Source organism: Amycolatopsis suaedae, from assembly GCF_004214935.1.
GTDB classification, from domain to species: Bacteria; Actinomycetota; Actinomycetes; order Mycobacteriales; family Pseudonocardiaceae; genus Amycolatopsis; species Amycolatopsis suaedae.
On sequence record NZ_SFCC01000021.1, the window covers coordinates 62,326 to 76,062 of the forward strand.

At 73.4% G+C, this 13,737-nt stretch carries 11 protein-coding genes; 7 read left to right on the forward strand and 4 right to left on the reverse strand.

Going from position 1 to position 13,737, the window contains the following annotated elements; all coding sequences use genetic code 11:
- Nucleotides 1-4: 4 nt before the first annotated feature.
- From EWH70_RS32225 to EWH70_RS32240, 4 genes are all read right to left on the reverse strand, one after another.
- Nucleotides 5-562 (reverse strand): NADPH-dependent FMN reductase, encoded by a 558-nt coding sequence (locus EWH70_RS32225; RefSeq protein WP_130479355.1) that lies wholly within the window; start codon nt 560-562, stop codon nt 5-7.
- Nucleotides 563-639: 77 nt separating this feature from the next.
- Nucleotides 640-3,492, reverse strand: coding sequence for a helix-turn-helix transcriptional regulator (locus EWH70_RS36540; RefSeq protein ID WP_130479356.1), 2,853 nt, complete (start codon nt 3,490-3,492; stop codon nt 640-642).
- Nucleotides 3,493-3,511: 19 nt separating this feature from the next.
- Nucleotides 3,512-4,414: a DUF4097 family beta strand repeat-containing protein gene (locus tag EWH70_RS32235; protein ID WP_130479357.1), complete on the reverse strand. Its 903-nt coding sequence runs from the start codon at nt 4,412-4,414 to the stop codon at nt 3,512-3,514.
- Complete coding sequence (locus tag EWH70_RS32240; protein WP_130479358.1) at nt 4,414-4,941, reverse strand: toxin-antitoxin system HicB family antitoxin; 528 nt, start codon at nt 4,939-4,941, stop codon at nt 4,414-4,416. Before EWH70_RS32240 ends, EWH70_RS32235 begins: the two co-directional genes overlap by 1 nt.
- A 135-nt stretch (nt 4,942-5,076) precedes the next feature.
- Here EWH70_RS32240 and thyX point away from each other — a divergent pair, with 135 nt between their 5' ends.
- From thyX to EWH70_RS32275, 7 genes are all read left to right on the forward strand, one after another.
- Nucleotides 5,077-5,829: an FAD-dependent thymidylate synthase gene (thyX, locus tag EWH70_RS32245; protein WP_130479359.1), complete on the forward strand. Its 753-nt coding sequence runs from the start codon at nt 5,077-5,079 to the stop codon at nt 5,827-5,829.
- Between the two features lie 4 nt (nt 5,830-5,833).
- On the forward strand, nt 5,834-6,226 hold the full coding sequence (locus EWH70_RS32250) for an ACT domain-containing protein (protein WP_130479360.1): 393 nt from the start codon (nt 5,834-5,836) through the stop codon (nt 6,224-6,226).
- A gap of 544 nt (nt 6,227-6,770) precedes the next feature.
- On the forward strand, nt 6,771-7,394 hold the full coding sequence (locus EWH70_RS32255) for a LysE family translocator (RefSeq protein ID WP_130479361.1): 624 nt from the start codon (nt 6,771-6,773) through the stop codon (nt 7,392-7,394).
- A 95-nt stretch (nt 7,395-7,489) separates the two neighbouring features.
- Nucleotides 7,490-8,959, forward strand: a complete 1,470-nt coding sequence (locus tag EWH70_RS32260; RefSeq protein ID WP_130479453.1) for a serine/threonine-protein kinase — start codon at nt 7,490-7,492, stop codon at nt 8,957-8,959.
- Nucleotides 8,960-9,081: 122 nt separating this feature from the next.
- Nucleotides 9,082-10,095: a 4-hydroxy-tetrahydrodipicolinate synthase gene (dapA, locus tag EWH70_RS32265; protein WP_130479454.1), complete on the forward strand. Its 1,014-nt coding sequence runs from the start codon at nt 9,082-9,084 to the stop codon at nt 10,093-10,095.
- Between the two features lie 81 nt (nt 10,096-10,176).
- Nucleotides 10,177-11,811, forward strand: a complete 1,635-nt coding sequence (locus EWH70_RS32270; RefSeq protein WP_130479455.1) for a ribonuclease J — start codon at nt 10,177-10,179, stop codon at nt 11,809-11,811.
- 279 nt (nt 11,812-12,090) lie between these two features.
- Nucleotides 12,091-13,722, forward strand: coding sequence for a substrate-binding domain-containing protein (locus EWH70_RS32275; RefSeq protein ID WP_205669348.1), 1,632 nt, complete (start codon nt 12,091-12,093; stop codon nt 13,720-13,722).
- Nucleotides 13,723-13,737 lie beyond the last annotated feature (15 nt).

Below are 13,737 nucleotides of genomic sequence, written 5' to 3' on the forward strand. Positions count from 1 at the left end.
CCGGTCAGGCCGGGCACAGGGTGCCGCGGGCGTGGTGGTGCAGCCTGCCCAGCAGGTCGGTCAGGCCGGACCGCAGCAGCGGGTCGATCAGCCGGTCGTCCTCGTCGAACTGGCGCGCCACCTCGGGCACCGCCAGGTCCCCGTCGACTACGTTCGCGCCGATGGCTTCCAGCACCTTGCGCAGGTCGGCCTGCGCCCAGGCCGCGCCGTAGGCGCTGGGGCTCGCGCCGATCACCGCGACCGGCTTACCGGTCAGCACACCCTCGCCGTACGGCCGCGACGCCCAGTCCAGCGCGTTCTTCAGCTGGCCGGGGATCGAGCCGTTGTACTCCGGGGTGGCGATCAGCAGTGCGTCCGCCTCGGCGATGGCCCGCCGCAGGCTCGCCACACCGGCCGGCTCCGGGCCCGCCTCGCCGTCCTCGTCGAACGGTTCCACCGCGCCCAGGCCGCCCCAGCGGGTCAGCGACGCGCCGCGCGGCAGCACGTAGCTCGCGGCGGTGAGCAGCTTGGCGTTGAACGACGCGGCCCGCAGGCTTCCGGCGATTCCGACGATCCTGGTCATGTCCTCGTACCTCCCGTGTGGTTGCTGTGGGTACGAGACTCCCGCTAAGGCCCCGGGCCGCACATGAGGCGGCAGCCTTAGATCGCCACCCCGAGACCGTGCTTATGCGCCTGCGCCGCCGCCTCCACCCGGTTGGCGACGCCGAGCTTGCCCAGGATGTTCGACACGTGCACGCTGGCAGTCTTCGCCGAGATGAACAGCGCCTCGGCGATCTCCCGGTTGCTGCGGCCCTGCGCGACCAGGCCCAGGATCTCGGTCTCCCGCGCCGTGAGCCCGAACCGCGGCGCGTCCGGCCGCTCACCGCCGACGGCGAGCCTGGCCCGCCGCGCCAGGTCGGCCGCGGCGCCGGCGAGCGGCGTGGCGCCCAGCTTCCCGGCGAGTGCCGTGGCCGTGCGCAGCGCGTCCGCCGCGGCGTCCCGGTCGCCCTCGGCCAGCGCGGCGCGGGCACTGCCCAGCAACGCGTAGGCGTGCCGCAGTGGCTGGCCCAGCGAGGCGCACGCGGCGGTCGCGGCGTCGGCGGCCGCGCGATCGGCCGGGCCCGCCGCCTCGGCGGTGACCGCGAGCGCGTCGGCCGCCTGCACCGGGCCGGCCACGGGCAGGGCCGCCGCCGTCTCCCGCAGCCGGTCGAGCAGGGTCGCGCCCCGCCCGGTGTCCGCGACGGCGCACGCCACCCGCGTCCCGGTCAGCAGCAGCGGCCACGACGAGTAGGTCGTCGCCGCCAGCTGCGGCTCCTCCAGTGCCTTCTCCACCACCGCGCACGCCGCGTCGAGCCTGTCCTGCGCCAGCAGCCGTGCCGCGTCGAGACCGGGCAGCAGCAGCGGGTCGTCGGGCAGCCGGAGGTGATCGCCGAGCAGGTCCCGGCAGGTGCCGACGGCCCGCTCCGCGGCAGCCGGGTCACCGCGGTGCAGCGCGACGAAACCCTTGAGCGCCACCAGGTGTGCGTGAGTGGCCGGTGGCGGTGCCAGTTCGAGCGCGTGGGCCGCCGACTCGAGCGCGTCGTCCCACCTGCCCGCCGCGATCAGCGTGCCCACCAGCCCGGCGGCGTGCCCGGTGCCGGTCGACCGGCACAGCCCGGCGGCGTAGGCGACGTCGAGTGCGTGGCGGCTCAGCCGTTCCGCCTCGTCCAGCCTGCCGAACGTCAGGTGCAGCGCCGTCTCGCAGTGCAGTGCCCGCAGCGTCACCCGGTGCGCGCCGATGTTCTCCGCGATCGAGCGGGCCCTGGCCAGTTTCGGCAGCTGCGTGTCCAGGTCGCCGGAACGCGCGTCCAGCGTGGCCAGCGTGATCAGCGCCGACGCCTCGGTCGGGTCGTCGCCGGACGCCCGGGCGGCGTCGCGGGCCTGCTCGGCCGCGGCCCTGGCCTCGTCCGGCAGCGGGACGTCCAGCAGCCGCGACGCCAGCGCGTTCAGCAGGAACCCGCGTGCCGGGTGGTCGTCCGGGGCGAGCCGGACGGCCGCGCGGTGGTCGTCCAGCGACTCGTCCATCCCCAGCTCGGCACGCAGCCGCCCGCGCTGGCTGAGCAGCAGTGCCGCCCGCACCCGTTCCCGGCCGGCGTCGACGAGGTCCAGTGCCTCGGTCGCCAGCTGCTCGCCGCGGACGTGCTCACCGGCCCGGTAGGCCGCCTCGACGGCTTTCTCCAGCACGGCGAGCCGGTCGGCGCCGATGCGCCCGGCCGCGTCCGGAACCCGGTCCCACGCGGCGAGCACCTGCTCGTGCATCTGCAGTTGTTCGGCGTAGGCCAGACTCCTGCCCGCGTCGGCGGCGGCGTTCCAGGCCGCGCACAGCGCGCCCGCGGTGTCACCCGCCTCGAACAGGTGCCGGGCCAGCTCGGTGAACGACGGCGCGCCCGCGGACAGCGCCGGGTCGGACTTGAGTGCCTCGGCGTAGCGCCGGTGCAGGTCGCGGCGCTCGCCCGGCAGCAGGCCCGCCGCGACGGCGTCGCCCATCAGCGCGTGCCGGAAGCGGTAGCCGTCGCCCTCCACGGCCAGCACCGCCGCGTCGACGGCGGCGCGGATCGCGTCGGCCAGCGGCCGCCCGCTCAGGTCGGTGACGGCGGTCAGCAGCGGGTCGCAGACGGAGACGGTGCTGACCGCCACCACCTGCGCGATGTGCACGGCGTCGCCGGGCAGCCGTTCCACCCCGGCCAGCAACAGGTCCTGCAGCGAGGCGGGAACGCCGCCGGGCTCTCCGGAGTTCAGCAGCGCCTCGACGAACAGCGGGTTGCCGCCGCTGCGCTCGTACACCGAGGTCACCAGCGCCGGATCGGGCTCGCGGTCCAGGATGTGCCGCATCTGGCCGAGCACTTCCTGGCGGCTGAGCCTGGCAAGCGAGATCCGCCGCACCCAGGGCACCCTGGACAGTTCGGCGGCCAGCCTGCGCAGCGGATGCGCCCGGTCCAGTTCCACCGAGCGGTGGGTGACCACGATCAGCACCGACGGGACGGACTGCTGGTTGCGCACCAGGAACTCCAGCAGGTCCAGGCTGGAGCGGTCGGCCCAGTGGGCGTCCTCGACGACCAGCGCCACCGGCCTGTGCTCGGCCATCCGGGCCAGCAGCCTCAGCACGCCCTCGAACAGCCGGGGCCGGGCCTCGTCGCCGCCCGCCACCGGGCCCCGGGCCGACGCGGGCAGCAGCGGCGCCAGCGCCTCCCTGCCCGCCGGGTCCAGGTCGTCGTCACCGAGGCCGCGCAGGGCGGCGACGAACGGGCTGAACGGCAGGCCGTCCGCGCCGTGCTCGACGCAGCCGCCGGTCAGCACCCGGGCGTCGAGGGTGGCGGTGAACTCCGCCACCAGCCGGGACTTGCCCACCCCGGCTTCACCGCCGACGAGCACGGCCGCGGGCCGCCCGGCGGCGACGTCGGCCGCCGCGGCGGCGAGGGTGCGTGCTTCCTCGTCCCGGCCGACGAAGACCGGGCTCACGACCTGGATTCCCATGGTCGTCCCAGGTTATCGGTCAGCGGGTGGAGTTGGTCACCACCGCGTCGCCGCTTCCGGTGCGGGCTCGCACGGTCAGCGGCACCTCGCCCTCGGGAGCCGTGCCGGACACCGCCAGCTCGCTGGACACCTTGCCGGAGCCCGAGGACAGCTCGACCTCCGCGACGACGCCGGGGCCGATGCCGACCCGGATCTGCCCGGACCCGCTGACCAGTTCCAGCGAGCCGCCCTCGGCCCGCGCGATCGACAGGTCGCCGCTGCCGGTGCGCACCAGGACGTCGCCGGACACGGTGCCCAGCCACACGTCCCCGGTGCCGGTGACCAGCGTGGCCGACCCGCTCAGCGACGCCGCCCGGATCTGGCCACTGCCGGTGCGCAGCTTCGCGCCCGACTGCGAGTCGCCCAGCTGCACCGCACCCGACCCGGTGCGCACGGCCACCGATCCGGTCGCCGTCTCCAGCCGGACGTCGCCGGTGCCGGTGGACAGGTCGACACGGCCCGCCGAACCGGTGAGCGTGACGTCGGCGGCCCCGGCGGAGACCTCGACCGACGAGCCCGCGGGCACCTGCACGGTCACCGCGAGCGGGACGTGCCGCAGCGGCAGCCCGGTCGGCGCGTGCGCGACGAGCCGGTTGCCCACCTGCTCGACCCGGGCCTGCCGGACCGCCTCGGCTGGCGCCGCGGACTCACCGAGCGGGCCACCGAACTGCTCGCCCACCCAGGACAGCAGGTTGGTCACGCCCTCCATCCACGGCGGCTGGGCCGACGAGTCGTGGCGCAACTGCACGACCGAGTCGGTCAGCTCCTCGGTGAGCTGGATCTCGACCGTGCCGGTGGTGACGCTGACGTCGACCTCGACCGGCCCGTCGGTGGGGAAGTTCTGGGTGCGTACCAGGGATTCCTCGCTGCCGGGGGTGGACATCACTCGTCGCCCCGCACCCAGCCGTGCATGTGGTTGTCACCACCGGAGCGGCGCGGCTTGTCCCAGCTCCACGGCTGCTTGCCCTGCAGCGCGCCCTGCACGGCCTGGGTCACGAACGAGTTCAGCGACATGCCCTGCGCGGCGGCGGCCTGCTCGGCCTGGCCCTTGATGTTCTCGAACAGGCGCAGGGTGATGCGGCTGATGTCACCGCCGTCGAACGGCGGCGTCTGGCGCGGTGGCGGCGACGGCTCCTCCTCGGGCTCCGGGCGGCGCTGCTCGCCGTTGCCGGTGGGGGTGACCACCACGCGGACGTCGCGGCCGTCCAGGCGCACGTCGACCACGTGGTCGGGCAGGCTCGCGGTGACCTCGGCGGCGAGGTCGGCCAGCGCGTTCATCAGCGCGAGGCGCACGGACGGCTCGAGCGCGGCGGACAGCACGCCGGCAGCGCGCCGGGTCTGCTCGTCGCCTGCCGAGGCGGTGGCGGTGAGGTCGTCACGGAGGCTGTTGATGTACGGCGTCAGGTCCATGACACCACTATGACGTCATCCGTGACATCACGCAACGAACCGTGGTGTCACGATGACGTCGCATGGCGCTCGAACGGGTGTGCCGGGGCGGCGGTTACGCTGCCGGTGTTGCGGACGGCGAGCAGGGAGTGGGACGTGGCCGAGACGGTGACACCGAAGGTTCAGTTGATCGCGAAGACGGAGTTCTTCCCGCCGGAGGACGTGCCGTGGTCCACCGACGCCGACGGCGGCCAGGCGCTGGCCGAGTTCGCCGGGCGGGCCTGCTACCAGTCGTGGAAGAAGCCGAACCCGAAGACGGCCACCAACGCCGGCTACCTCGACCACATCATCGAGGTCGGGCACCTGTCGGTGCTGGAGCACGGCTCGGTGAGCTTCTACATCACCGGCATCTCGCGGTCGCTGACCCACGAGCTGATCCGGCACCGGCACTTCTCCTACTCGCAGCTGTCGCAGCGCTACGTCCCCGAGCGCAACGCCGCGTTCGTCGAGCCGGACGTGATCAAGAACGACCCGGTGCTGCACGAGAAGTTCCTCGCCGCGGCGCAGGCCAGCGTCGACGCCTACAGCGAGCTGCTGGCCGGGCTGGAGGAGAAGTTCGCCGACGCGCCCAGCGCCACGCTGCGCCGCAAGCAGGCCCGGCAGGCGGCCCGGTCGGTGCTGCCCAACGCCACCGAGACCCGCATCGTCGTCACCGGCAACTACCGCGCCTGGCGGCACTTCGTCGCCATGCGGGCCACCGAGCACGCCGACGTCGAGATCCGGGAGCTGGCCGTGGAATGCCTGCGGCAGCTGCAGAAGGCGGCGGGCAACGTGTTCGCCGACTTCACCATCTCGACGCTGCCCGACGGCACCGAGGTGGCGTCCAGCCCGAAGGTGCTCGAGGGCTGAGCGGGTGCGCAAGCTCGTCATCGACGTCGCGCCGGGTGAGTACGCCGTCTGCAAGCTGAACGACGGCGCCGACGTGCCGGTCGGGTTGTTCGCCGCCGCCGGGGACGCGCTGGTCTCGGTCACCAGCGCGCCCGGCGAGGTGTCGGTCATCTGCCCGGCCGACCTGGCGCCGGCGGACGCCGAGGTGGAGGCCGGCTGGCGCAGGCTGACCGTGCGCGGGCCGCTCGCGTTCACCCTGACCGGCATCATCGCCGCGCTGTCCAGTGAGCTGGCCGCGGCCGGGGTGGCGTTGTTCACGCTGTCCACTTTCGACACCGACCACATCCTGGTGAAGGGCGACGACCTCACCCGCGCCGCCGGCGCCCTGCGCGCCGCCGGTCACGACGTGCGCGACTGAGCCCGCGGGCTCACGGCAAAGTCCGGTCGCGGACAGGTGAGGTGGCTGGTCTCGAGCGTGGAACTCGCGTACCGGAACGTAGAACTCGCGTGCGTGGGCGCAGAACTCACGATGTGGACCAGGTTCTCCCGTGGCGCCGGTCGTCAAGCTCATGAAGGCCACCTTCATTACGTGTGACGTGGTGATGGTGGCCTTCACGTGCTTTGGTGCTTGGTGGGTTGTCTCGTTCGTGGTGGCTGGTGGGGCGGGTGTGCCGGAGTGAGGGCGGATGTGGTGGCGTCTGATGCCGTGAAGGGGGCCCTCACGGCAATCGCCCACGACTCCGGACTGTGCCGGAGCCCTTACGTGTGACGTGGTGAAGGTGGCCTTCACGTGCCTTGAGCCGTTGGGGCGGCAGCCGGTTTACCGCACGGTCGTCCGCGGAAACGCCGGCGAAACATCGCCCGCTTACCGTTCGCGGGGTGCTCCGGCGGATGCGGGCGCTGCCCGGCGTCACCCGCATCGTCACCCGCACCGCGCCGGAGGCCGTCGAGGAAGGGCGTTGATGGGGGAGATCCTCTGGCTGGGCGTGCTGCTCGGCGGCGGCGCGGCGCTGGCCGTCGGCCCGATTTTCGTGACCATCCTGCAGGAGTCGGCCACCCGCGGGTTCGGCGCCGGCCTGCGGGTGATCCTCGGCTCGGCCACCGCCGACCTGATCCTGCTGCTGCCCGCGCTCGCGTTCGCCGGCCTGATCACCGCGGTCGCCGCGGCGAGCCGGTGGGTCGGCCTGGCCGGTGCGGTCTTCTTCCTGGTGCTGGCTGCCCAGGCCGTGCGCGACAGCCGCCGCCTGTGGCAGGGCGACGTCCCGGACGCGGTGACCGGCTGGGCCTTCACCAAGGGCGTGGTCAGCAACCTGGCCAACCCGCTCAGCTGGACGTTCTGGCTGGCCACCGGCACACCGTCGATGCTGCGCGCGCTGGAGGTCGGCGGCTGGGCGGGACTGGCGCTGTTCACCGTCACCTGGTTCACCGTCGCCTCGGCGGCCGAGGCCGTCATCGCCTGGATCGTCGCGCGCTCCGGCCGCCGGATCGGCGCCAGGGGACAGGCCGCGTTCACCGGGGTGTCGGCCGTGTTGTTCGTCGTCCTCGCGGCAGTACTGCTCGTTCGCGACGTTCTTCCTGGAACCTGACGGCAGTTCTGCCGGTCGGACTACCATCCCGCAGGACTGCGAGAGGGGAGCGCCCGACTGTGACAGAGAACATCACCCAGCCCACTCAGCCGTCCATGGGACCGCGTGTGCTGGCCGACCGGTACGTCCTGCTCGGCGAGCTGGGCCGCGGCGGCATGGGCGTGGTGTGGCGTGCCGAGGACCGGGTGATCGGCAGGCACGTGGCGATCAAGGAACTGCGGCTGCCCGAGGGCGCGGCCGACGCGGGCGTGTTCGCCGAGCGGGTGCTGCGTGAGGTCCGCACCGGCGGCAGGCTCAACGACCCGGCCGTCGTGACCGTGTTCGACGTGCTCAGCGAGGCGGGTACCACGTTCATCGTCATGGAACTGGTCGAGGCGCCGACCCTGTCCGACCTGGTCCGCGAGCGCGGACCGCTGCCCGCGCAGCAGGTCGCGGTGATCGGCGAGCAGGTCCTGTCGGCGCTGAAGGCCGCACACGACGCCGGGATCGTGCATCGCGACGTCAAGCCGGGCAACATCATGGTCGCCGCCAACGGCAGGGTGAAGCTCACCGACTTCGGCATCGCGCAGGCCGTCGACGACCCGCGGCTGACCACCAGCGGCATGCTCGTCGGCTCACCCGCGTTCATGGCGCCGGAACGGGTGTCCGGCCACGAGGCGACACCGGCATCGGACCTGTGGTCGCTGGGCGCCACGCTGTTCTTCGCCGCCGAGGGCATCGTCGCTTTCGAGAAGTCCAGCACCGCGGCCACGTTGCACGCCATCGTCAACGAGGTGCCCTACCTGACCCACACCCGCGGCCCGCTCGCCTCGGCGATCATGGGCCTGCTGGCCGCAGCGCCGGAGGGCAGGCTGGGTGCCGAGCAGACCAGGGGGCTGCTGCGGGCCGCGTCGGCGGGGGTGGGCCAGCAGACCCCGCCCGGCGGCGCCTACACGGCCGTCCACACCGGACCGCCACCGACCATGGTCACCCCCGGGGCGCCGACCGGGCCACGCCGTCGCACGCCGCTGGTGGTGGCCGGGGTGGTCGTGGTGGTCGGGCTGCTCGCCGGTGCGGTGTTCCTCGGCCGCTGGTGGGGGTCGGCGGCCGCGGCGCCCGATCCCGCCACGGCAGGCCAGGTGATGACCTACGGCCGGGCGGGCGACATCCAGTCGTTCTCCGACCCCAGCTCCGAGTACTGCTACACCGAACTTCCGCGGACCGGCTACTCCATGTCCAGCGACCAGCGCGTCGACTGCGACAAGCCGCACCGGACCGAGGCGATCGCCGAGGCCGCGATCCTGGGCGACAGCGTGAGCTACGACGAGAACCCGCCGCTGGCGGCCTACCCGGGCATGCCCCGGCTGACCGCCTGGGCGCAGGCGCGGTGTCAGCTCACCTTCGAATCGAACAAGATCGACAAGACCGCCGAGGGGCCACTGAAGCTGTACGTGCTGGTGCCCACCGAGCAGGAGTGGAACGCCACCCCGGCGGGCTCCGGCAGCCCGGTCCGCAGCGCGTACTGCCTGGTGGCCCGGCAGGACGGCGGCGAGATGCAGCGGCCGGTCACCGGCAAGGTGAAGTAGAAGTTGCGGTCCCGCCCCGACGGCGCCGGGGATTCTTCCCCGGTTCCCCCGCCAGGGTGTGGATCATGACGTTCTGGCAGGTCGGCAGCGAGAACGTCACCGGGACGGGGTACCGTCGGGGCATGTCCACTCCACCGACCGCGGCGCCGGGTAGACCGTTCGGCCGCGTGCTCACCGCCATGGTCACCCCGTTCGACGGCGAAGGGGCAGTGGACCTGAAGCGGGCGCAGGAGCTCGCCGAGCACCTGGTCGACCTGGGCAACGACGGCCTGGTCGTCAACGGCACCACCGGGGAGAGCCCCACCACCAGCGACGCCGAGAAGGCCGACCTGGTCCGTGCCGTGGTGGAGGCGGTCGGCGACCGGGCCACCATCGTCGCCGGGGCGGGCACCTACGACACCGCGCACAGCGTCGAGCTGGCCGGCCAGGCCGAGAAGGCGGGCGCGCACGGCGTACTGCTGGTCACCCCGTACTACTCGCGGCCCAGCCAGGCCGGGCTGCACGCGCACTTCACCACCGTCGCCGACGCCACCGGCCTGCCGGTGATGCTCTACGACATCCCGCCGCGCTCGATCGTCCCCATCGAGGTCGACACGCTGCGGCGGCTGGCCGAGCACCCGCGCATCGTCGCCGTCAAGGACGCCAAGGGCGACCTGCTGGCCGGCAGCGAGGTCATCGCCAACACCCACCTCGCCTACTACTCCGGTGACGACGGGCTCAACCTGCCGTGGCTGTCCGTCGGAGCCACCGGCGTCGTCAGTGTCATCGGGCACGTCGTCGCCGGCCGGATCCGCGCGATGCTGGACGCCTACGAGGAGGGCGACACGTCCACCGCGCGCACCAATCACCGCGGCATGCTGCCGGTGTACCGGGCGTTCTCCCGGGTCGGCGGCGTGGTGTTCAGCAAGGCCGCGCTGCGGCTGCGCGGGCACGACGTCGGCGATCCCCGGCTGCCGATCGTCCCGGCCACCGACGAGCAGATCACGGCCATCGCGGCCGATCTCACCCAGGCCGGCGTGCCGCTGGCCGAGTCACCCGCCGCGGACTGGCACAGTTCCCGGGTGGCACACGCCGACTCCGCGGCGGCCTACGTCGCCCCCACCACGCACACCAGCGTGGGCACTCTGCACGACTGAACGAGGTACTTCTTGACCCAGAGTTCCCTACCCGCCGGCCCCGGACCGACCGCGGCGCCACCACCACTTCCGGAGGGCGGCCTGCGGGTCGTCGCGCTCGGAGGCATCGGCGAGGTCGGCCGCAACATGACCGTGTTCGAGTTCGACGGCAGGCTGCTGATCGTCGACTGCGGCGTGCTGTTCCCCGAGGACGAGCAGCCCGGCGTCGACCTGATCCTGCCCGACTTCCGCGCCATCGAGGACCGGCTCGACGACATCTCCGCGCTGGTGCTCACCCACGGCCACGAGGACCACATCGGTGCCGTGCCGTTCCTCCTGCGCCTGCGCCCGGATCTGCCGATCTACGGCTCCAAGTTCACCCTCGCCCTGCTGGCGGCCAAGTGCCGTGAACACAAGCAGCGGCCGACGCTGATCGAGGTCCGGGAGACCGAGCGGCGCCAGGTCGGGCCCTTCGACCTGGAGTTCTTCGCCGTCAACCACTCCATCCCGGACGCGCTGGCCGTCGCCATCCGCACCCCGGCCGGGGTGGTGCTGCACACCGGCGACATCAAGCTGGACCAGCTGCCGCTGGACGGCAGGCTCACCGACCTGGCCGGGTTCTCCCGGCTCGGCGACGAGGGCGTCGACCTGTTCTGCGTCGACTCCACCAACGCCGAGGTGCCCGGGTTCGTCATGCCCGAGCGCGACATCGGCCCGGTGCTCGACGACGTGATCCGGCGGGTCAACCAGCGCGTCATCGTCGCCTGCTTCGCCAGCCACGTGCACCGTGTCCAGCAGGTGCTCGACGTCGCCGTCGCGCACGGGCGCCGTGTCGCGTTCGTCGGCCGGTCCATGGTCCGCAACATGGGCATCGCCGCGGAGCTGGGCCTGCTGAACGTGCCCGACGGGCTGCTGGTCGACCTCGACCAGGCCGCCAACCTGCCGGAGAGCAAGGTCCTGTTCATCTCCACCGGCTCACAGGGTGAGCCGCTGTCGGCGCTGTCGCGGATGGCCCGCGGCGAGCACCGGCAGATCTCCATCCGCGAGGGCGACACCGTCGTGCTGGCCAGCTCGATGATCCCGGGCAACGAGACCGCCGTGTTCGGTGTGGTCAACGGGCTGGTGCGGCTGGGCGCCAACGTCGTGCACCAGGGCAACGCGAAGGTGCACGTGTCCGGGCACGCCTCGGCGGGCGAGCTGCTGTACCTGTACAACGCGGTGCGGCCGAGCAACGTCATGCCGGTACACGGCGAGTGGAAGCACCTGGTCGCCAACGCCGAGCTGGCCGTGCGCACCGGGGTCGCGCCGCAGAACGTGGTGATCGCCGAGGACGGCGTCGTCGTCGACCTGGTCGACGGGCAGGCGCGCCGCACCGGGCGGGTCGAGGTCGGGCACGTCTACGTCGACGGGCTGTCGGTCGGCGACGTCGGCGAGTCGACCCTGTCGGACCGGCTGGTGCTCGGCGAGGGCGGGTTCATCGCCATCACGGTGGCCGTCGACTCCAGCACCGGCCGCGCGGTCACCGCTCCGAAGGTGTCCGGCCGTGGCTTCTCCGACGACCCGAAGGCGCTCGACGCGGCCGTCGCGCTGGTCGAGATGGAGCTGTCCCGGACCGAGTCCGAGGGCATCACCGACACCCACCGCATCGCGCAGTCCGTGCGCCGCGTGGTGGGCCGCTGGGTCGCCGACACCTACCGGCGCAGGCCGATGATCGTGCCGACGGTCATCCCCGTCTGACAGGTTCATCCGGCCTACCGCCTCTCGGTCGTTCGGCCGACGCCCTTCGGAGGGCGGGCAAACTCTTCGGTGGCCGGCGGCGGACCTTTCGGTCGGTGCCGCCGAGTGCGGCCTGACCTGCGCCTGGACCTCGTCCTCCCGGGTTCGCGGCTGCCTGGCTCGCGGGGCTGACCCGGTACCGGGGACATCCGCAGGACCGGTGGCGGCCGATCCGGCTTAACCTCCGAAACCGGGGTGACGCCGGGTCGGGGCGCCGCCACGGCCCGTAGGGGAGTGCGCATGGGTCGACACTCGACGCCGCTGCGGCGGCGTGTGCCGTTGCCGGTGGTCGTCACCGGGCTGGTCGCCGTTCTCGCGTTCGGAACCTGGACGGTGGTGACGGTCGGCGCCGGCGACCCGTGCGAGCAGCCGGTGACCGTGCGGGTCGCCGCCACGCCGGAGATCGCGCCGGTGGTCGGCGGCGTCGCCGAGGGCATCACGGGGGCGTGCGCGCGGTTCGAGGTGAGCAACCGGGAGGGCGTGCAGACGGCCGAGGCACTGGCCGTCTCCGACGGCGGCCTCGCCCCGCACGTCTGGATTCCGGAGTCCACGCTGCTGCTGCGCCGCGCCCGCGGCGCCGGCGCCGACGGCGTCCCGGAGACCGGGCCGTCGGTGGCGACCTCGCCGGTCGTGCTGGGACTGACCGAGGACGCCGCGGGCACGCTCGGCTGGCCCGCCCGGGTTCCGGCCTGGCGGGACGTCCTCGCGCCGGGGCGCGGCCTGACGGTCGGCCTGCCCGACCCGGCCCGCGACCCGGTGGGCGTCTCGGCGCTGCTCGGCGTGCGGGACACCGCCCGCAACCCGGCCGAGTTCACCGCCGCGCTGCGGGCGCTGTCGCCGAACACCGTGGCCGGGTCGGCGGACCTGTTCTCGCTGCTGCCCGGCCTGTCCGGGGCGCAGGCGGCCGCCAAGGGCGTGACCGTGGTGCCCACCTCGGAGAACGCCTTGCTGCGGCACAACGTCCGCAGTCCCGGGGCGCCGCTGGTCGCCGCGTACTCCGCGGCGATTCCCGCGCTGGACTACCCGCTCGTCGTGCTGGCCCACGCCGGGCAGGCCGAGACGCGGGCCGCGGCGGCCCTGCGGGACGCCCTGCGTGGCGAACGCGGCCGCGCCGCACTGGCCGACGCGGGGTTCCGCACGCCGGACGGCCGCATGCAGCGCGACCGCTCCGGCGACCGGCGGACCGAGTCGAAGACGATCCCGCTGCCCGCGCTGCCACCCGCCGAGGAGATCGACCGCCTGCTCAACCAGTGGTCACGGGTGCACCTGACCGCGCGGGCGCAGGTGCTGATCGACGTGTCCGGCTCGATGAACGCCATCGTCGGCGACACCGGCCGCACCCGCATGCAGGTCACCCGGGAGGCGGCGCAGCGTGCGCTGGATCTGTTCAAACCGGCCACCGACTTGCGGGTGCTGGCGTTCTCGACCCGGCTCGACGGTGACCGCGACTTCCGAGAGGTGCTGCCGATGGCGCCGGTCGGCAAGCACCGGGCGTCCGGTGCGGCCGACCGGCTCGGCGCGCTGGAGGCCACCCCGAACGGGCAGACCGGGTTGTACGACAGCGTGCTCGCCGCGTACCAGGTCGCCCGGCGCGAATGGGAACCCGGACGGCTGAATCTGGTGATCGTGATGACCGACGGCCGCAACGAGGACCCGGCGAGCATCGCCAGGGCGGACCTGCTCGCCGAGCTCACCCGCCTGCGGGATCCGCGGCGGCCGCTGCCGGTCATCGGAATCGGCCTGGGGCCCGACATCGATGTCGCCGAGCTGACCGAGATCAGCCGTGCCACCGGCGGGCAGGCGTTCACCACCGCCGATCCGGCGCGGATCGGTGAGGTGTTCTTCGCGGCGCTCAACGCGATGAGCGGCTGACCACCCCCCGCCGCG

Coding starts and splice junctions, on each gene's coding strand:
- EWH70_RS32255 (WP_130479361.1), top strand. CDS start 6,771: ATGGGGGAGATCCTCTGGCTGGGCGTGCTGCTCGGCGGCGGCGCGGCG.
- EWH70_RS36540 (WP_130479356.1), bottom strand. CDS start 3,492: ATGGGAATCCAGGTCGTGAGCCCGGTCTTCGTCGGCCGGGACGAGGAA.
- EWH70_RS32235 (WP_130479357.1), bottom strand. CDS start 4,414: ATGTCCACCCCCGGCAGCGAGGAATCCCTGGTACGCACCCAGAACTTC.
- dapA (WP_130479454.1), top strand. CDS start 9,082: ATGTCCACTCCACCGACCGCGGCGCCGGGTAGACCGTTCGGCCGCGTG.
- EWH70_RS32275 (WP_205669348.1), top strand. CDS start 12,091: ATGGGTCGACACTCGACGCCGCTGCGGCGGCGTGTGCCGTTGCCGGTG.
- EWH70_RS32225 (WP_130479355.1), bottom strand. CDS start 562: ATGACCAGGATCGTCGGAATCGCCGGAAGCCTGCGGGCCGCGTCGTTC.
- EWH70_RS32260 (WP_130479453.1), top strand. CDS start 7,490: ATGGGACCGCGTGTGCTGGCCGACCGGTACGTCCTGCTCGGCGAGCTG.
- EWH70_RS32240 (WP_130479358.1), bottom strand. CDS start 4,941: ATGGACCTGACGCCGTACATCAACAGCCTCCGTGACGACCTCACCGCC.